Genomic DNA, 18,176 nt, shown 5'->3' with positions numbered 1-18,176 from the left:
CGTGGGGTGCCGCTCGTTTTTGGGCGTACCCGGTGAGTTGTCAGTCCGGCATCGTCAGTCGCGGGCGGCTTTGAGCAGGTCTTCGCGGGTGGTGAACTTGACCCGCGGGCGGCCTGCGGACTTGCCCGCGGACTTTTCCGCCTGGTCGATCGCGCGCCAGCCCGCCCGGTCCACCAAGTCGGCCTGACGCTCGGCGAGCAGCGCCTTCAGCGCGGCGCGGTCGGCCTGCGGCGCGGCGAGTTTGCCCGCGGTGAAGTCGGCGAGCAGCAGCTCCACCGTCTCCTCGGCGTCGGTCCGGTTGGAACCGATGACGCCGCGTGGTCCCCGCTTGATCCATCCGCTGACGTACACGCCGCTCAGCAGCGTCCCGTCGTCGCCGACGACCCGGCCGTGCTCGTTCGGCACGACGCCGCGCCGCTCGTCGAACGGCAGCTCGCCGATCCGCTCGCCGCGGTAGCCGATGGAGCGCAGCACCAGCGAGGTCTCGATGCTCTCGGTGCGGTCGGTCGGCCGCGCCACGAGCTGACCGTCTTCTTCGAACAACTCGTTGTGCACGATCTCGACGGACTCCACCCGATCGGTGCCGGTGAGCGCGGTGGGCGAGGTCAGATAGCGGAACACGATCCGCCGGTTGCCCTCGGCCCTGCGACCACCCGCGTACTCCTTGGCCAGGGTGTATTTCAACGCCAACGACGGCTCGATCTCCGGGTCGTCCACGATCGCCCGGCCGGCGTGGTCGAGTTCCAGATCGGTCTCGTCCACGACGACGTCCACGCCCTTCAGATGCGCGAGCGCGAGGAACTCCGGCGAGGTGTAGGCCGCTTGCAGCGGGCCGCGCCTGCCGAGCACGACGACCTCGCGGATAGTGCTTCGCCGCAGAGCATCCAGCGCGTGATCGGCGATGTCGGTCTTGGCGAGTTCATCCGGATCGACGGTCAGCACGCGCGCGACGTCCAAGGCGACGTTGCCGTTGCCGACGATCACCGCACGCTCGCCGGACAGGTCGAAGGTCCGGTCGGCGTAGTCGGGATGACCGTTGTACCAGGCGACGAATTCGGTGGCGGAGTGGCTGCCCGGCAGGTCTTCGCCCGGGACGCCCATCCTGCGATCGCTCGCGGCGCCGACCGCGTAGATCACGGCGTGGTGGTGGCGCAGCAGTTCCTCGTGCGAGATGTGCGTGCCCACTTCGACATTCAAGTAGTACTGCAGCGTCTCGCGGCGAAACGCGGACTCGAACATGCCCGAGATCGTCTTGGTGCCGGGATGGTCGGGCGCGACACCCGCCCGCACCAGACCCCACGGGGTGGGCAGCCGGTCGAACATCTCGACTTCCACGTCGGCCCTGCGCAGCAGTTCGTCGGCCGCGTAGCAGGCGGCGGGCCCGGCGCCGACGATCGCGACGCGCAGGGTGCCCAGCTCCTTCGGCGGACGCGAGGGCGTGACGATCGGATCGAAGTTCGATTCCAGCGGATGCCGTTGGAAATAGGCCGCGTTGATGTCGCGGAATCGCGCCAGCGAAGCGGTCAGGTCGTCCTCGGAGAAGATGGCCTCCACCGGACACGCGTCGACACAGGCGCCGCAGTCGATACAGGTGTCGGGGTCGATGTAGAGCATCTCGGTCGTCGCGAACTCCGGCTGGTCCGGGGTGGGACGGATGCAGTCGACCGGGCACTCGGAGACGCAGCTGGCGTCGTTGCAACAGCGCTGCGTGATTACGTAGGCCATATTGTGCTGATCCTCGAAGAAGTACGTGGGCTGTGGCCACCCAGGGGTTGTGGTGGACAGATAAGGCGTCCGCCGCGAGGGTCGCTCCCGGCAGCTCGTCATGTGGTGCCGCTTTCAGTTTGCCTCGAGTGTGGTCGAGACCTCTCGCCCAGAGGGGCTTACCGTATCTCCATGGCGCGGACTCTGATCCTGATGCGGCACGGCAAGTCGGCCTACCCGGACGGCGTCGACGATCACGAGCGACCGCTGGCGCCGCGGGGCAGGCGCGAGGCCGGACTCGCGGGCGAGTGGTTGCGCGCGACCCAGCCGCCGATCGATGCCGTGCGCTGCTCCACCGCCACGCGAACCAGGCAGACGCTGTCGGCCACCGGCGTAGCGGCGCCGGTCGTCTTCGAGCCCGGGATCTACGGGGCGACGCCGGAAACGCTCATCGAACTCGTCCGCCTCAGCGCCGACGACGTGACGACACTGCTGGTGATCGGTCACGCGCCGGGCATGCCGTGGACGGCGTGGGAGCTGGCGAGCAATCGCGACAGCGCCCCGGCGGTCGACCTCAGCCGGAAGTTCCCGACTTCAGCGCTGGCGGTACTGCGTTTCGACCGCGATTGGACCGACGTCGATCCGGGTACCGGCGAGCTGGTGCAATTCCACATCCCGCGCTGACCGCACGCGATTCGCCACGCGCGGTCAGCGCAGTAATCTGCCGCCGACCACGACGACCGCACCGAGCACGAGCAGCAGCGCGAACGCGGCGAGTCCGCCGAACAACCACCACACCACGCCGAGCGCGAGCGCGAACGGCGCGACCGCTATCGCAGTGATCACCGGGCTCTCCTTGACCGTCGCCCAGGCCGAACGGGCCCTGATCCGGTCGATGTCCTTTCCAGGCATGTGCCCAGGGTAGGCCGGAAACGGGGAGTTTGTCGGTGCCCGGTGGAATGCTCGCCCAATGGATTGGAAAATCGAGCTCGTCGCCATCCCGGTAACCGATGTCGACCGCGCCAAGAATTTCTACACCAAGATCGGCTTCAACGCCGACCACGACTACCGGGTGAACGAGAACCTGCGCTTCGTCCAGCTGACTCCGCCCGGGTCCGGCTGCTCGATCTGTCTCGGTGAGGGCATCACCGACGCGGCGCCGGGCAGCGTGCGGGGCATGCAGATGGTGGTCGCCAGCGCGGAGGACGCCTACCGGCAGTTGATCGCCGCCGGCGTGGACGCCACACCCGTCGAAGATCTCGGCTGGGGTCTGTTCACCTTCTTCGCCGATCCGGACGGCAACAAATGGGCCGTCCAACAACTGCCCGACTACAGCGGCTGACCGGCACGCGTCGATCCGCCCGGAGCACGTGCCCTACCACGCCGACGTCGAGCTCCACTTCGATCGGCAGCGCTGGTTGCTCGCGGGTGGCGGGGCACCGGTCCCGCGGAGACCGCGACGGCCGAGAGACACGGAGAATCGGTCTTGCTTGGAGCACACTCCAGGTGATTAGCGTCGTCAGTGTTCAAGAGAAGGGCGAGTGCAGTGAACGAGCGTCAGCGAGTGAACCGCGTCAGCGAGACCCGGTCATGAGCGAAACCGCGTCTCCGGTGACCGCGAGCGACGACTGGCAGCTGCCGCGGTATTCGATCGGCGAGGTGTCCGAGCGTTCGGGCCTGAGCCGCGATACGTTGCGCTGGTACGAGCGGATCGGACTGATGGACTACATCGGCCGCGACCACTCCGGCAAGCGCCGGTTCAGCGACCGGGATCTGGAATGGCTGGCGCTGATCCGGCGGCTGCGCACGACCGGCATGTCGGTGGCGGACATGGTTCGCTACGCCGAGCTCGTGCGGACGGGAGACGCCACGCTCCCGCAACGGCTGGAGATGTTCCGGGACACCCGTGCCGAGGTACTCGCCAAGATCGATGAACTTCGTCAGACCCTGGCCGTGCTGGACTACAAGATCGCCCTGTACGAGGGCCAACTCGACGTGGACCGGCCGGCCGTGGTCACCGCGCACGACAGTGAAGGGATCAAGCTATGACAAGCACGGACAGTCTGCCCACCGCCACCCTGGGAACCAGCGGCATCGAGGTGGGGGCGCAGGGTCTGGGCTGTATGGGCATGAGCGAGTTCTACGGGCCCAGCGATCTCGCCGAATCCAGGGCGACGCTGGATCGGGCGCTGGAACTGGGCGTCACCCTGTTCGACACGGCCGATGTGTACGGCTCCGGGCACAACGAGGAATTCCTCAGCGATTTCGTCGGCGCCGAGCGCGACCGGCTGGTGATCGCCACCAAGTTCGGAATCGTCCGCAAGGCCGATGACCCGGCCTACCGGGGCTTCGACAACTCCCCCGCCTACATCGGCGCCGCGGTGGAGGGCAGCCTGCGCAGGCTGCGGGTGGACACCATCGACCTGTACTACATGCACCGCAAAGACCCCGCCGTGCCGATCGAGGACACGGTCGGCGCGATGGCGGAACTGGTGCGCGAAGGCAAGGTCCGCGCTCTCGGCCTGTCCGAGGTGACGGGTTCCGAACTGCGAGCGGCGCACGCGGTGCACCCGATCGCAGCCGTGCAGTCGGAATGGTCGCTGTTCTCCCGCGACGTCGAGCGCACCGTGGTGCCGGCGGCGGCGGAGCTGGGTGTGACCTTCGTGCCGTACTCGCCGCTGGGTCGCGGCTTGCTGACCGGGTCGTTCACCGGCACCGTGGACACGAGCGATTTCCGGTCCACGATGCCGCGTTTCACCGGCGAGAACGCGGTGCGCAACGCCGAGTTGCTCGGCCCGCTGCGGGCCATCGCCGAGGCACGCGGCATCACCCTGGCGCAGGTCGCGCTGGCCTGGGTGCACGCCCAGGCCGGTGTGCACGACCTCGCGGTGGTCCCGATTCCCGGCACCCGCAGCCGCACCCGGCTCGCCGACAACGTGGCCGCCGCGGCCATCTCGCTCACCGCCGACGAGCTGGCGACGCTGGAGCCGATCGCAAGTCAGGTCATCGGCACCCGGTACGCGGACATGTCTTTCACGTCGGCGGGCCGGGAGTAACCCCCACCCACGAAGTCAGGAGACGCTCATGTCGACGTTGACGCTCAACGTCCGATTCACCGCCAAGCCGGGCCGCGAGACGGAGGTGAAGGACCTGCTGCAAGGCATGATCCAGCCGACGCTCGCCGAGGAGGGCTGCATCCGTTACGAGCTCTACCTGCATCCCACCGACGAGAGCCGGATGGTGCTGCTGGAGGAGTGGGCCGACGAGGACGCCCTGGCCGCGCACTTCCAGACGCCGCACCTGAAGGCCTTGGCCACGGCGTTGCAGGACGTTCTGGTCGAACCGTTCCAGCTGCGACGGTTCACCGAGATCGGCTGAGCGCGCGGCGGTGGTCCGGGGTTGTGCGCAGTCTCGGACCACCGCAGGCTGCCTTCGACTTCCCGGACCGGGACGACACTCACCCGGACCGAAGTCCGCTTGTCCGGTCGCGCGATCTGCGCTGTTCACCGGCGACGGCTAGCATCGCACGAATATGAGCCCCGAAGCACCGCGAGATCGCGTCTGGATCGACAAGCGGACATGCCCGCGTTCCGCGTGCTGAACAGCGTCGCGAGCGAAGTCAGGGCCGCCGCGGCGGGGTCGGCGCCCGGTCCGCGCACGGAAGGAGAAGGGAACCATGACCGAATCGGCTTCGGAATCCAAGGTCGTCCGCGATGACGAGCGGCATCGCTACGAAGTGTTCTACGGCGGCGAGATGGCCGGCTTCGCCGACTACGAGGAACGTGACGACGAAACGGTGTTCACCCACACTGAGATCGACGGCGCGTTCTCCGGGAAGGGCCTCGGCTCGGTGCTGGCCAAGAGCGCGATCGAGGATGTTATCGCGCGGGGGCGGGTGATCCGTCCGGTGTGCCCGTTCATCAAGGCGTACCTGGACAAGCACGCCGACTACGACAAGCACGTGATCGGCAAGGGCGTCGATCGGTGAGCGATCTGGATCCGCGCCCGGCCGAGACGCTGTGTGAGCCCGCGCCGGGCCCCGGCCCAGTCGCGGAGCGGTATCCGGCCCGCGAGGTGCCGCTCGGCGGCGTGCGCGGCGTGTACGTCGAACGCGTCCTGCCGCAACGCGATCTGCCTACCGTCGGCGCGTGGTGCTTCCTGGACCACTTCGGTTCGCCGACGGTCACCAAGACCGATGCGCCGCCGGACATCGATCCGCATCCACACATCGGCCTGCAAACGGTGACCTGGCCGTTCGAAGGACGTATCCGGCATCGCGACTCGGTCGGGTCGGATGTGGAGATCGAACCCGGTCAGCTGAACCTGATGACCTCAGGGCGCGGCATCGCTCATTCCGAGTACGTCGTGCCCGGTGCTCCGGCCGGGCACGGCTTGCAGCTGTGGATCGCGCTGCCGGGCGACCACACCGGCATCGCCCCGCATTTCGAGCAGCACCGGGAACTGCCGGTCGTCGAGACGCCCGGCCTGCGGGCGATCGTGCTGATCGGATCACTGGCCGGACAAACCTCGCCCGCCATCGCCTACACGCCCATCGTCGGCGCCGACGTGCGGCTCGAGCCCGGAGCCGATGTCGCACTGCCGCTCGACCCTCGATTCGAGCACGCTGTGCTGGTGATCGAGGGCGAGCTGACCGTCGCGGGAAACGAACTCGCTCCCGGACCGCTGCTGTATGTGGGCACCGAACGCGACGAACTCCGGCTCACCAGTTCCGGCGGCGCGCACTTCGCCTTGATCGGCGGGGAGCCGTTCGGCGAGGAGCTGGTGATGTGGTGGAACTTCGTCGGCCGCGGTCACGAGGACATCGTCGCCGCCCGCGCCGATTGGGAGAATCACGATGTCACGCGATTCGCCGACATCGCGGGCCACACTCCGCAGCAGCGCATACCCGCGCCGCCGCTGCCCGGACTGCACCTGAAGCCGCGCAAGCGCCGGATCGGCCCGGCCCGGGACTGAATCGAATCGCCGGCTCACCCGGCTCCGCCGTGCAAGCTCTGCCGGCGCCACGGCATTGCGATCCAGAGCCCGAGCGCGCTTCGGCTCCGCTCCCGCGACCGGAGCCGAAGCGCACGGGCTCAGCTGCGGGCGAGCAGCGCGTCCAGTGCGCGGTAGCTCTCGTTGAGCCCGGATTCCATGCCGGACTCCAGCATTCCGTCGCGCTCCTGGGGCGTGTGGAACTGGCTGTCGGTGACCACCTTGGTGCGGCCGCCGCCGAGATCGACGAAGCTGACGCTGTCGATCGCCACGTGGGCGGGCATGCCGTCCCACTCGAAGGAGTACACGATGCGCTCCTGCGGGGTGATCTCCCGGAAGCGGCCCTCGAAGCCGTGGGTTTCCCCGTCGGCGTGCTCGACGAAACGCCAATGGCCTCCGGCGCGAAACTCCCAGCGCTCGATGTCGAGCCGGTTGCCGCGACCCCACCACTGGGCGAGCTGTTCGATCCTGCTGTAGGCGGCCCACACCCGCTCGCGCGGTGCGTCGAAGATCCGCTCGATATGGATCGCGCGGTCGGTGTCGGCCGTGATGACGGCGTCGTTCGTGGTTGTGCTCATCGCTGCTGCTCCGTTCGTCCGAGGAATTCGCCGAGACGGTCCAGCCGCGCTTCCACCATCCGCCGGTAGCCCTGCATCCAGGCCACTTCGCGGTCGAAGACGTTGTCGCCGAGGCGGCAGTACCGCACCCGGCCGCGCTTCTCCGTGACCACCATGCCCGCCGCCTCCAGCAACTGGATGTGCTTCTTGATGCCGGTGAGCGTCATCTCGAAGCGCTCCGCCAGTTCGCTGACGGTCGCGGGCCCGCTGCCGAGACGTTCGAGGATGCCACGCCGGGTGGGATCCGCGAGCGCCCCGAAGGAGGCATCCAAGAAGTCATACTGAACCATCTAGTTCAGTGTCGCGCGGAAACGTGCGGCCGTCAAGAGGGAATCGCCCCGCCTGGATCACCGACTCGACCGAGAACTCACACCATCGCGGCGCCGGGATCGCAGCCACCTGGCAAACCCTCCGCATCCACCGAGGCGAAGCGCGACAGCGACTTTCGCCGCCGCACTCGCTGATGAACTCCTCGCGCAACCCTTCTGATCGAGCCCGGCAGGCGGTATCTTGTCCGGACGAACCGGACACGGGCGGGACACGGAAAGAGCACGATGAGGATCTCCCATTTCACCGCGACGACTCTGGTTGCGTTGGCGGCCACCGCACTCACCACGAGCGCCGCGCACGCGCAGCCTGCGCCCGCCGACGCGCCGCTCGACCTGCACGGCACGTTCCACCAGGTCGCCTACGACGTCACCGCAGGCGAAGATCGCCGTGCCGCGGTGGCGACCCTTCAGGACGGAACATTCAAGCTGACCCACGACGACCGGGTGGTGACGGTCGCCGATCGCGCCGGCCAGATCGTCGCCGCGCTGCCGATGACGCTGCGCATCGGGGACCGGCGGGTAGCGCTGCGGCCCGTACTCGAGGACGAGGGCCATCGCCTGACCGTCGCGCCGATCGCCATGACCGACGCGCCGCTGCGCGACGTCGGCGCCCAGGAGCGGTTCTACGCCGAGGCCGAGAAGGTCATGCCGACCATACTGGCGGGCGCAGGCATCGGCGCCGCCATCGGCTTCATCGTCGGATTCCCGCTCGGCCTGTTCGTGATCGACTTCATCACCGTCCCCATCGCCGCGGTCACGGGCGCGGCGATCGGCGCGATGGCCGGGTACGTCATCGGTGGTGGACAGCCCGCCGTCGACGCGGCGCTCGAGTACGTCACCGCGCCCTGATCGAGCCGGTCGCCGGTCATCGGCACCCGCCGACGCGAGCGCTGGGCGGAAGCCTTGGGCGCACTTCGAGTTCGAACGGCAGTTTCGCCTTACCGGCTTCGCTACCCGCTTGTTCACCACCCGCGAACGAGTCCGGCCCCCGCTCCAGATCGGAGCGGGGGCCGGATGCCTTACGGCTGACGGATCAGCGGTAGTCGCTGAAGCCGTAGTCGTCCAGCGGAACCGCGGCACCGGTGGGGGCACCGAAGCCCTCCGGGCTGTAGTAGCTGTCGTCGTAGGACGGCACCGCGTACGCGGCGGCACGGGCTTCCTCGGTCGGCTGCACCTGGATGTTGCGGTAGCGGTTGATACCGGTACCGGCCGGGATCAACTTACCGATGATCACGTTCTCCTTGAGGCCGATGAGCTTGTCGGAGCGGCAGTTGATCGCCGCGTCCGTCAGAACTCGGGTGGTCTCCTGGAAGGACGCCGCCGACAGCCACGAGTCGGTGGCCAGCGACGCCTTGGTGATACCCATCAACACCGGGCGGCCCGACGCGGGTTCGCCGCCCTCGGCGACCACGCGACGGTTCGCGGCTTCGAACTCGGCGCGCTCGGTGAGCGAGCCGGGCAGGAACTCCGTCGAACCCGAATCGATGATCGTCACGCGACGCAGCATCTGACGCACGATGACCTCGATGTGCTTGTCGTGGATCGACACACCCTGCGAGCGGTAGACCTCCTGGACCTCGTGGACCAGGTGGACCTGAACCTGCCGGGGGCCCATCACGCGCAGCACCTCGTGCGGATCCGCCGCGCCTTCCAGCAGCTGCTGGCCGACCTCGACGTGGTCACCGTCGGAGAGCAGGCGCTCGGTGCCGTCGTCGTGCTTGAACACACGCAGACGCTGCCGCTTCGAGAGCTTGTCGTAGACAACCTCTTCGCCACCGTCATCCGGGATGATGGTGATCTTGTAGAAGCGATCGTCGTCCTCCAGCCGCACGCGACCGGAGACCTCGGCGATGGGCGCCTTGCCCTTCGGCACGCGCGCCTCGAACAGCTCCTGCACCCGGGGCAGACCGCCGGTGATGTCGTCACCCGCGACACCACCCTGGTGGAAGGTGCGCATGGTCAGCTGGGTACCGGGCTCACCGATGGACTGCGCGGCGACGATACCGACGGCCTCACCGATGTCGACCAGCTTGCCGGTCGCCATCGAGCGGCCGTAGCAGGTCGCGCACACGCCGGTGCCGGTGGTGCAGGTCAGCACGGAGCGGACCTTGACCTCGGTGATGCCCGCCTCCAGCAGCGCCTCCAGCGCCGGGTCGCCGAGGTCGGCGCCCTTCGCCACGATGACGTTGCCCTGCGCGTCGACCGCGTCGGCCGCGAGCGTGCGTGCGTAGGTGGAGGTCTCCACGTGCGCGTCGCGGATGATCGAGCCGTCGAGCTGCTTCTCCGCGATCGGCACCACGATGCCGCGCTCGGTGCCGCAGTCGTGCTCGCGCACGATCACGTCCTGCGAGACGTCCACCAGACGACGGGTCAGGTAACCCGAGTCGGCGGTGCGCAGCGCGGTGTCGGCCAGACCCTTACGAGCGCCGTGGGTGTTGATGAAGTACTCCAGAACCGTCAGGCCCTCACGGAAGGAGGACTTGATCGGCCGCGGGATGAACTCACCCTTCGGGTTCGTCACCAGGCCCTTCATACCGGCGAGGGTACGGGTCTGGGTGAAGTTACCCGTGGCGCCCGAGTCGACGATCGTGATGATCGGGTTGTCGGCCGGGTAGTGCGCGCGCAGCGCCTTACCGACCTCCTCGGTCGCCTCCTGCCAGATCTTGACCAGGGCGTTATTGCGCTCCTGGTGATCGAGCGCACCACGCTGGTACTTCTTCTCGATCTGATCCGACTGCGCCTCGTAGCGCTCCATGATCTCGGCCTTCTCCGGCGGCACGAGCACGTCGGACATGGAGACCGTCACACCGGAACGCGTGGCCCAGTGGAAGCCGGCGTCCTTGAGCTTGTCGACGGTCTGCGCGACCACGATCATCGGGTAACGCTCGGCGAGATCGTTGATGATCGTCGCCTGACGCTTCTTCGGCATCTGCTCGTTGATGAACGCGTAGTCCACGGGCAGCAACTCGTTGAACAGCACCCGGCCCAGCGTGGTCTCGATGGTCCACGCGTCGCCGCGACGCCAGCCCTCCGGGAACAGCCGCGCTTCGATGTCCTTCGGCGGACGCTGATCGGTCAGCCGGACCTTGATCAGCGACCGCACGGTGAGTTCACCGCGGTCCACCGCCATCTGTGCCTCGGCGGGCGAGGAGTACACGCCCTGTTCCGGACCGTCCTGGGTGGCCGGCTGGTAGGAGCCCTTCGCGCCCTCTTCCAGACGGGTCAGGTAGTACAGGCCGGTCACCATGTCCAGACGCGGCATGGCCAGCGGGCGGCCCGAGGCGGGCGACAGGATGTTGTTCGACGACAGCATCAGCACGCGCGCCTCGGCCTGCGCCTCCGCCGACAGCGGCAGGTGCACGGCCATCTGGTCACCGTCGAAGTCGGCGTTGAACGCCTCACAGACCAGCGGGTGCAGCTGGATGGCCTTGCCTTCCACCAGCTGCGGCTCGAAGGCCTGGATACCGAGGCGGTGCAGGGTGGGCGCGCGGTTGAGCAGCACCGGGTGTTCGGCGATGACCTCTTCGAGGACGTCCCACACCTGCGGCCGCTGCCGCTCCACCATTCGCTTGGCCGACTTGATGTTCTGCGCGTGGTTCAGATCGACCAGGCGCTTCATCACGAACGGCTTGAACAGCTCCAGCGCCATCAGCTTCGGCAGACCGCACTGGTGCAGCTTCAGCTGCGGACCGACGACGATCACCGAGCGGCCCGAGTAGTCGACGCGCTTACCGAGCAGGTTCTGGCGGAAGCGGCCCTGCTTGCCCTTGAGCAGATCGGACAGCGACTTGAGCGGACGGTTGCCCGGTCCGGTGACCGGACGACCGCGGCGGCCGTTGTCGAACAGGGCGTCGACCGACTCCTGCAGCATCCGCTTCTCGTTGTTGACGATGATCTCGGGCGCGCCGAGGTCGATCAGTCGCTTGAGGCGGTTGTTGCGGTTGATCACGCGACGGTACAGGTCGTTCAGGTCGGAGGTGGCGAAGCGGCCACCGTCGAGCTGAACCATCGGGCGCAGCTCCGGCGGGATCACCGGAACCGCGTCGAGCACCATGCCCATCGGCGAGTTGCCGTTGGCCTGGAACGCCGCGACGACCTTGAGCCGCTTGAGCGCGCGCAGCTTCTTCTGCCCCTTGCCGGTGCGGATGGTCTCGCGCAGCGACTCGGCCTCGGCCTCGATGTCGAAGCTCTGCATCAGCTTCTGGATGGACTCTGCGCCCATCGCGCCGGTGAAGTACTCGCCGTAGCGGTCGACCAGCTCGCGGTAGAGCACCTCGTCGACGATGAGCTGCTTGGGGGCCAGCTTGGTGAAGGTGTTCCAGATCTCCTCCAGCCGGTCCAGCTCGCGCTGGGCACGGTCGCGGAGCTGGCGCATCTCACGCTCGCCGCCGTCCTTGACCTTGCGGCGGACATCGGACTTGGCGCCTTCGGCCTCCAGCTCGGCCAGGTCGGCCTCGAGCTTCTGGGCGCGGGCCTCGAGGTCGGCGTCGCGCTGGTCGGCGACCGCCTTCTTCTCGACCTCCATCTCGGCCTCGAGCGTGGACAGCTCGTTGTGCCGCAGCTCCTCGTCCACCGCCACGATGACGTAGGCGGCGAAGTAGATGATCTTCTCCAGATCCTTCGGCGCCAGGTCGAGCAGGTAGCCCAGGCGCGAGGGCACGCCCTTGAAGTACCAGATGTGGGTGACCGGAGCGGCCAGTTCGATGTGGCCCATGCGCTCGCGGCGCACCTTGGCGCGAGTCACCTCGACGCCACAGCGCTCACAGATGATGCCCTTGAAGCGGACGCGCTTGTACTTTCCGCAGTAGCACTCCCAGTCCCGGGTGGGACCGAAGATCTTCTCGCAGAACAGGCCGTCCTTCTCCGGCTTCAGCGTGCGGTAGTTGATGGTCTCCGGCTTCTTCACCTCGCCGTAGGACCACTGACGGATGTCGTCGGCGGTGGCGAGGCCGATCCGAAGTTCATCGAAGAAGTTGACGTCTAGCACGTAACTTCCTTTCCCCTGTGCGGGTCGAATTCGAGCAAAAGTTCACTAGTTGGGTAATCCGTTGCGGGAGGCCGGATGCCGTGCGATGACGGCATCCGGCCGACCGCCTAGTTCGCCAGATCGTCGACGGTGGCGGCTTCGTTCCTCGACAGGTTGATGCCGAGGTTGGCCGCGGCGCGCTCCAGGTCCTCGTCCTCGCCTTCGCGCAACTCGATCGCGGCGCCGTCGGACGACAGCACTTCGACGTTGAGGCACAGCGACTGGAGTTCCTTGAGCAGGACCTTGAACGATTCCGGAATGCCCGGCTCCGGGATGTTCTCGCCCTTGACGATCGCTTCGTAGACCTTCACACGACCGACCACGTCGTCGGACTTGATGGTCAGCAGTTCCTGCAGCGTGTACGCCGCACCGTAGGCCTGCATGGCCCAGCACTCCATCTCACCGAAACGCTGACCACCGAACTGCGCCTTACCACCCAGCGGCTGCTGGGTGATCATCGAGTACGGACCGGTCGAACGCGCGTGGATCTTGTCGTCGACCAGGTGGTGCAGCTTCAGGATGTACATGTAACCGACCGCCACCGGGTACGGGAACGGCTCACCCGACCGACCGTCGAACAACGTCGCCTTACCGTCGTCGTCGACCATGCGCTCACCGTCCCGGTTGGGCAGCGTCGAGGACAGCAGACCGGTCAGCTCCTCCTCGCGGGCACCGTCGAAGACGGGTGTGGCGATGTTGGAGTCGGCCGGAGCGCCCAGCATCTCCTCCGGCAACGCCGCCGCCCACTCCGGGCGGGTGCCGTCACCGGCGAGGTCGACCTTCCAGCCCGCTTTACCGATCCACCCCAGATGGGTTTCCAGGATCTGGCCGATGTTCATCCGACGCGGCACACCATGAGTGTTGAGGATGATGTCGACCGGAGTGCCGTCCGGCAGGAACGGCATGTCCTCGGTCGGCAGGATCTTGCCGATCACACCCTTGTTACCGTGCCGGCCCGCGAGCTTGTCACCGTCCTGGATCTTGCGCTTCTGCGCCACATACACCCGCACCAACTCGTTGACACCCGGCGGTAGATCATCATCGTCCTCCCGGGAGAACACCCGGATACCGATCACCTTGCCGGACTCACCGTGGGGCACCTTCAACGACGTGTCACGCACCTCCCGGGCCTTCTCTCCGAAGATCGCCCGCAACAGCCGCTCCTCCGGCGTCAGCTCGGTCTCACCCTTCGGCGTCACCTTGCCGACCAGGATGTCCCCATCCCGCACCTCCGCACCGATGCGCACGATGCCACGCTCGTCCAGATCCGCCAGCACCTCATCGGAGACATTCGGGATATCCCGCGTGATCTCCTCGGCACCCAACTTGGTGTCGCGCGCGTCGATCTCGTGCTCCTCGATATGAATCGAGGTGAGAACGTCCTGCTCCACCAACCGCTGCGACAGGATGATCGCGTCCTCGTAGTTATGCCCCTCCCACGGCATGATCGCCACCAGCAAGTTCTTACCCAGCGCCATCTCACCGTTCTCGGTGCACGGCCCATCAGCCAGAACCTGACCACGCTCCACCCGCTGACCCTCGTCCACGATCGGACGCTGGTTGGCACACGTGCCCTGATTGGACCGAGCGAACTTCCGCATCCGGTAGCTCTTGCGCGTACCGTCGTCGGCCATCACGGTGACGTAGTCGGCGGAGACCTCCTCGACCACACCGGCCTTCTCGTTCACCACCACGTCACCGGCATCGACCGCGGCGCGCAGCTCCATCCCGGTGCCCACGATCGGCGCCTCGGAACGGATCAGCGGAACCGCCTGACGCTGCATGTTCGCACCCATCAGGGCGCGGTTGGCGTCGTCGTGCTCGAGGAACGGGATCATCGCGGTCGCGACCGACACCATCTGACGCGGCGAGACGTCCATGAAGTCCACCTCGGCGGCGGCGACGAGCTCGTTCTCCTCGTTGCCGCGGCGGCACAGGACCCGATCCTCGAGGAAGCGGCCGTCCGCGCCGACCGGCGAGTTCGCCTGGGCGCGCACGTGGCGGTCCTCTTCGTCGGCGGTCAGGTAGACCACCTCGTCGGTGACCCGGCCGTCGACGACCTTGCGGTACGGGGTCTCGATGAAACCGAACGGGTTGACCCGCGCGTAGACCGACAGCGAACCGATCAGGCCGATGTTCGGGCCTTCCGGGGTCTCGATCGGGCACATGCGGCCGTAGTGCGACGGGTGGACGTCACGGACTTCCAGACCGGCGCGCTCCCGGGACAGACCACCCGGGCCCAGCGCCGAAAGGCGGCGCTTGTGGGTCAGGCCCGACAGCGGGTTGTTCTGGTCCATGAACTGCGACAGCTGGGACGTTCCGAAGAACTCCTTGATCGCGGCGACGACCGGACGGATGTTGATCAGGGTCTGCGGCGTGATCGCCTCGACGTCCTGGGTGGTCATCCGCTCGCGGACCACGCGCTCCATCCGGGACAGGCCGACCCGGATCTGGTTCTGGATCAGCTCGCCGACAGTGCGCAGACGACGGTTGCCGAAGTGGTCGATGTCGTCCACTTCCACCGGGACCTCGACGCCACCGGGGGCGGTCATGGTCTTGTCACCCGTGTGCAGGCGCACCAGGTATTCGATGGTGTTGACGATGTCTTCCTTCGTCAACACCGCACCGACGACCTGCTCGCCCAGGTGGATGCCGAGCTTCTTGTTGATCTTGTACCGGCCCACGCGCGCCAGGTCGTAGCGCTTCTCCTTGAAGAACAGGTTCTCCAACAGGGTCTGCGCGGACTCCTTCGTCGGCGGCTCACCCGGACGCAGCTTGCGGTAGATGTCCAGCAGCGCCTCGTCCTGACCGGCGGTGTTGTCCTTCTCCAGGGTCGACATCATGATCTCGGAGAAGCCGAAACGCTCGACGATCTCCTCGGTGGTCCACCCCAGCGCCTTGAGCAGCACGGTGACCGGCTGGCGGCGCTTGCGGTCGATGCGCACACCCACGGTGTCGCGCTTGTCCACGTCGAACTCCAGCCACGCGCCACGCGACGGGATGACCCGCACACTGTGCAGATCCTTCTCCGTGCCCTTGTCGACCGTGTGATCGAAATAGACACCCGGCGAACGCACCAACTGCGACACCACAACCCGCTCGGTGCCGTTGATGATGAACGTGCCCTTATCGGTCATCATCGGGAAATCACCCATGAAGACCGTCTGGCTCTTGATCTCACCGGTGTTGTTGTTGATGAACTCCGCCGTCACGAACAACGGAGCCGCATACGTCATGTCCTTGTCTTTGCACTCATCGATCGAGGCCTTGACCTCCTCGAAGCGCGGATCGGAGAAGGACAGGGACATGGAGCCGGAGAAGTCCTCGATCGGGGAGAGCTCCTCGAGCACCTCCTCGAGGCCACCGACTAGGCCGACGTCGCCGCGAGCCGCCGCACGCTCGCGCCAATCCGGCGAACCGATCAACCAGGCGAACGATTCCGTTTGTAGATCGAGAAGCCCGGGCACCTCCAAGGGTTCGCGGATCTTCGCGAAAGACACCCGCAACGGGGCTCCGGGGATTCCGGCAACTGCCTTGGTCTGGGTGGAGACTGCCAAGATGCGTCCTTCCAGCACCTCATGCGCGTCGCGTGGTGGTCCGCGACCGTCGCTCTGTCTGCTACGAATTCCGCTGGTTACTACCCGAACGAAACTCGAACAGGCAACAACGGAAGTAACACCGGAAGGGTGAACTTACGTGTGCAAATCGAGGTATGGACAGGAGGCAGCCAGCGCAACGTCCAAACCTACACCCAAGTACACGGGGGTGTCAAAGTACCACCCGCGCGATCGTCCACATGGCTGCCGCGCCGGGCCGAATTCGCTGGCTGCGTCCTTCGGGCGCGGTGCACTGGAAGCCAGTGTGACAGCTGCCGCTGTTGTGAATAGCGTGACGGTTCGGGCGAAACTCGTCAAGTGGCGGGCCCGGCCGGGGCGCCGTCGAGATCGCCTGCCGCGCTGCGTCATCCCAGCCGATGTGGTAGCCGTTACCGGTCCACGATGTCGCTGGCCAACCAGCGACCGTTCACCTTCTGCATCTGCAGGACCACGGGGCCCGAGACGCTCTGCTGCGCCACGCCGTCCTTGGTCGCGCTCACCACCAAATTGACGATCAGCTCCGCGCGATCATTGGTGAGCAATGTCACAGCAATCGGGTCCGCTTTCGCGTCGGCGCTGGTCTGCGCCTGCTTGACCGCCGAAATGGTGGTACCGGCGTACTTGTCCAGATCGGCGAGCATCTTTCCGGTGAGCACCTGCTTCGCCGTGTCCCGATAGCCGTCGATGTTCTTCACGTCATAGGCGTAGACGGTCCGCAACGCGTTGTCGGCGGCCGCGCGCACCTCTTGCGTGGCCGCGTTGTCCACGTAGGCCTGATTCGACGTGTCCACGCCGGGCCGTCGCGCGGCGAGCCAGGCGAAACCGCCCAGGAGGAGCGCGGCGATCAGCAGGGCCGCGGTGATGCCCCAGCGCGGCCGTCCAGTTGGGCGCCGCCGTGGCCGGTCGGTGCCAGGCGAAACGATCTTGCGCCATCGTGACGCACCCGCACGGTTCTGTTCGGCGCGGGGGGTTTGCGATTCCGTGGCGGGCCGGGAAACGCCCGCCACGCGTGGTTTGCGGGCCGGCGCGGGCCGTTCGGCGCGCGCGGACGCGGTACGCGACGGTTCCGTGGTGGGCCTGCGCTTGGAGGTGACCCGGTTGACCGGTCGGCGAGAGGTCATGGGTGTCCTCCTACGATCCCGGCTTCGGCGCGGCGGGCGGCTGGTCGGCCGCCGGCGCCGGCGCGGGCGGCTGCGCGGCGGGTCCGCCGCTCAGCAATACCGGCTGGCTGAGCGAGGAGATCTGCTCCGCTTTCCACACCTCGCCGTCCTTGGTCAGGTCGACGGTCCAGGTGTAGCGGTAGTCGGCGGGCGGCTTGTCCTTGCCCTTCTCGGTGACCTGCAGCACGACCAGCGCGGAGGCATTGTCTTCCTCGCTGTTGAGCGAGGTGAGCGCGGCGCCGAGCACCTTCGAGGTCATCGCGACCCCGCTCTGCCGCGCCATCCGCTCGGCTTGGTCCTTGTTCTTCGTGGCCGAGTCCAGCAGCGCGCCGGTCATCGAGGATCGAGACAGCGCCAGTGAGCCGGGTACGTCGTCCGGATTCATCGAGGTCATGTTCAGCGCGGCTTGGCGCGCGGCGTCCAGCGCGGCGTCCCTGGCGTCCACGCGCGGGCCGTCGGTGAACGCGGCCCGCACCCAGCCCGCGCCGAACCATGCGGCGCCGATCAACGCGATCACCAGCAGCACGGCGGAGCAGCCGAAGGCCACACGAGCGAGCACGGAGCCACCACCGGGGCGCTCGGGCTCGACGGTGCGGTCGGCGGCCTTCCGACGGTCGGACTTCGCGGCAGGCGTCTGCGCCGCCGTCGTCACGGAGCCCGGTGTGCGCGCCGCCGCGTCGGACTGCTTGGTCAGATCGGCGGTCACGACAGCGCCTCGCCGTCGGTCGGCTCGGTCGCGCTCCACGGCGGCC

Annotated in this window: 16 protein-coding genes; 8 read left to right on the top strand and 8 right to left on the bottom strand. The window is 67.3% G+C overall.

Annotated elements, in window-relative coordinates:
- Positions 1 to 54: 54 nt before the first annotated feature.
- A complete protein-coding gene (locus tag ACT89H_RS17745; RefSeq protein ID WP_445109718.1) occupies positions 55 to 1,725 on the bottom strand; it encodes an FAD-dependent oxidoreductase in 1,671 nt (556 codons plus the stop codon).
- 171 nt (positions 1,726 to 1,896) lie between these two features.
- Here ACT89H_RS17745 and ACT89H_RS17740 point away from each other — a divergent pair, with 171 nt between their 5' ends.
- Positions 1,897 to 2,388, top strand: coding sequence for a SixA phosphatase family protein (locus ACT89H_RS17740; RefSeq protein ID WP_445109717.1), 492 nt, complete (start codon positions 1,897 to 1,899; stop codon positions 2,386 to 2,388).
- A 24-nt stretch (positions 2,389 to 2,412) separates the two neighbouring features.
- Here ACT89H_RS17740 and ACT89H_RS17735 read toward each other — a convergent pair whose 3' ends face one another.
- Complete coding sequence (locus tag ACT89H_RS17735; RefSeq protein WP_355080041.1) at positions 2,413 to 2,616, bottom strand: hypothetical protein; 204 nt, start codon at positions 2,614 to 2,616, stop codon at positions 2,413 to 2,415.
- A gap of 58 nt (positions 2,617 to 2,674) precedes the next feature.
- On the opposite strand from ACT89H_RS17735, the gene ACT89H_RS17730 reads away from it, so the two are divergent.
- The 6 genes from ACT89H_RS17730 to ACT89H_RS17705 all read left to right on the top strand — a co-directional run bounded on the left by ACT89H_RS17730 (position 2,675) and on the right by ACT89H_RS17705 (position 6,678).
- The gene (locus ACT89H_RS17730; protein WP_445109716.1) at positions 2,675 to 3,046 is read left to right on the top strand and encodes a VOC family protein; all 372 of its coding nucleotides are present in this window, start codon (positions 2,675 to 2,677) and stop codon (positions 3,044 to 3,046) included.
- A 248-nt stretch (positions 3,047 to 3,294) separates the two neighbouring features.
- Positions 3,295 to 3,753, top strand: a complete 459-nt coding sequence (locus ACT89H_RS17725; protein ID WP_445109715.1) for a MerR family transcriptional regulator — start codon at positions 3,295 to 3,297, stop codon at positions 3,751 to 3,753.
- A complete protein-coding gene (locus ACT89H_RS17720; RefSeq protein ID WP_445109714.1) occupies positions 3,750 to 4,760 on the top strand; it encodes an aldo/keto reductase in 1,011 nt (336 codons plus the stop codon). The genes ACT89H_RS17725 and ACT89H_RS17720 overlap by 4 nt, the downstream gene beginning before the upstream one ends.
- A 28-nt stretch (positions 4,761 to 4,788) precedes the next feature.
- Entirely contained in the window at positions 4,789 to 5,082 is a 294-nt protein-coding gene (locus ACT89H_RS17715) for a putative quinol monooxygenase (protein WP_445109713.1), read from the top strand.
- Between the two features lie 298 nt (positions 5,083 to 5,380).
- Positions 5,381 to 5,692: a GNAT family N-acetyltransferase gene (locus tag ACT89H_RS17710; RefSeq protein ID WP_445109712.1), complete on the top strand. Its 312-nt coding sequence runs from the start codon at positions 5,381 to 5,383 to the stop codon at positions 5,690 to 5,692.
- On the top strand, positions 5,689 to 6,678 hold the full coding sequence (locus ACT89H_RS17705) for a pirin family protein (RefSeq protein ID WP_445109711.1): 990 nt from the start codon (positions 5,689 to 5,691) through the stop codon (positions 6,676 to 6,678). Before ACT89H_RS17710 ends, ACT89H_RS17705 begins: the two co-directional genes overlap by 4 nt.
- A gap of 119 nt (positions 6,679 to 6,797) precedes the next feature.
- Here the strand turns inward: ACT89H_RS17705 and ACT89H_RS17700 are convergent, their stop codons facing one another.
- The gene (locus ACT89H_RS17700; protein WP_445109710.1) at positions 6,798 to 7,274 is read right to left on the bottom strand and encodes an SRPBCC family protein; all 477 of its coding nucleotides are present in this window, start codon (positions 7,272 to 7,274) and stop codon (positions 6,798 to 6,800) included.
- Complete coding sequence (locus ACT89H_RS17695; RefSeq protein WP_445109709.1) at positions 7,271 to 7,603, bottom strand: ArsR/SmtB family transcription factor; 333 nt, start codon at positions 7,601 to 7,603, stop codon at positions 7,271 to 7,273. The genes ACT89H_RS17700 and ACT89H_RS17695 overlap by 4 nt, the downstream gene beginning before the upstream one ends.
- A gap of 264 nt (positions 7,604 to 7,867) precedes the next feature.
- Here ACT89H_RS17695 and ACT89H_RS17690 point away from each other — a divergent pair, with 264 nt between their 5' ends.
- Complete coding sequence (locus ACT89H_RS17690; RefSeq protein ID WP_445109708.1) at positions 7,868 to 8,491, top strand: DUF8020 domain-containing protein; 624 nt, start codon at positions 7,868 to 7,870, stop codon at positions 8,489 to 8,491.
- 184 nt (positions 8,492 to 8,675) lie between these two features.
- Here the strand turns inward: ACT89H_RS17690 and ACT89H_RS17685 are convergent, their stop codons facing one another.
- The 4 genes from ACT89H_RS17685 to ACT89H_RS17670 all read right to left on the bottom strand — a co-directional run bounded on the left by ACT89H_RS17685 (position 8,676) and on the right by ACT89H_RS17670 (position 18,130).
- The gene (locus ACT89H_RS17685) at positions 8,676 to 12,629 is read right to left on the bottom strand and encodes a DNA-directed RNA polymerase subunit beta' (protein ID WP_445109707.1); all 3,954 of its coding nucleotides are present in this window, start codon (positions 12,627 to 12,629) and stop codon (positions 8,676 to 8,678) included.
- A 107-nt stretch (positions 12,630 to 12,736) separates the two neighbouring features.
- Entirely contained in the window at positions 12,737 to 16,243 is a 3,507-nt protein-coding gene (gene rpoB / locus ACT89H_RS17680) for a DNA-directed RNA polymerase subunit beta (protein ID WP_445109706.1), read from the bottom strand.
- 410 nt (positions 16,244 to 16,653) lie between these two features.
- Positions 16,654 to 17,385 (bottom strand): hypothetical protein, encoded by a 732-nt coding sequence (locus tag ACT89H_RS17675; protein WP_445109705.1) that lies wholly within the window; start codon positions 17,383 to 17,385, stop codon positions 16,654 to 16,656.
- A 10-nt stretch (positions 17,386 to 17,395) separates the two neighbouring features.
- Positions 17,396 to 18,130, bottom strand: a complete 735-nt coding sequence (locus ACT89H_RS17670) for a hypothetical protein (RefSeq protein ID WP_445109704.1) — start codon at positions 18,128 to 18,130, stop codon at positions 17,396 to 17,398.
- Between the last annotated feature and the right edge of the window lie 46 nt (positions 18,131 to 18,176).

It is taken from the genome of Nocardia aegles (genome assembly GCF_052545135.1).
The sequence above is the reverse complement of the archived record's forward strand: the minus strand, read 5'-3'. Positions and strand labels throughout refer to the sequence as shown.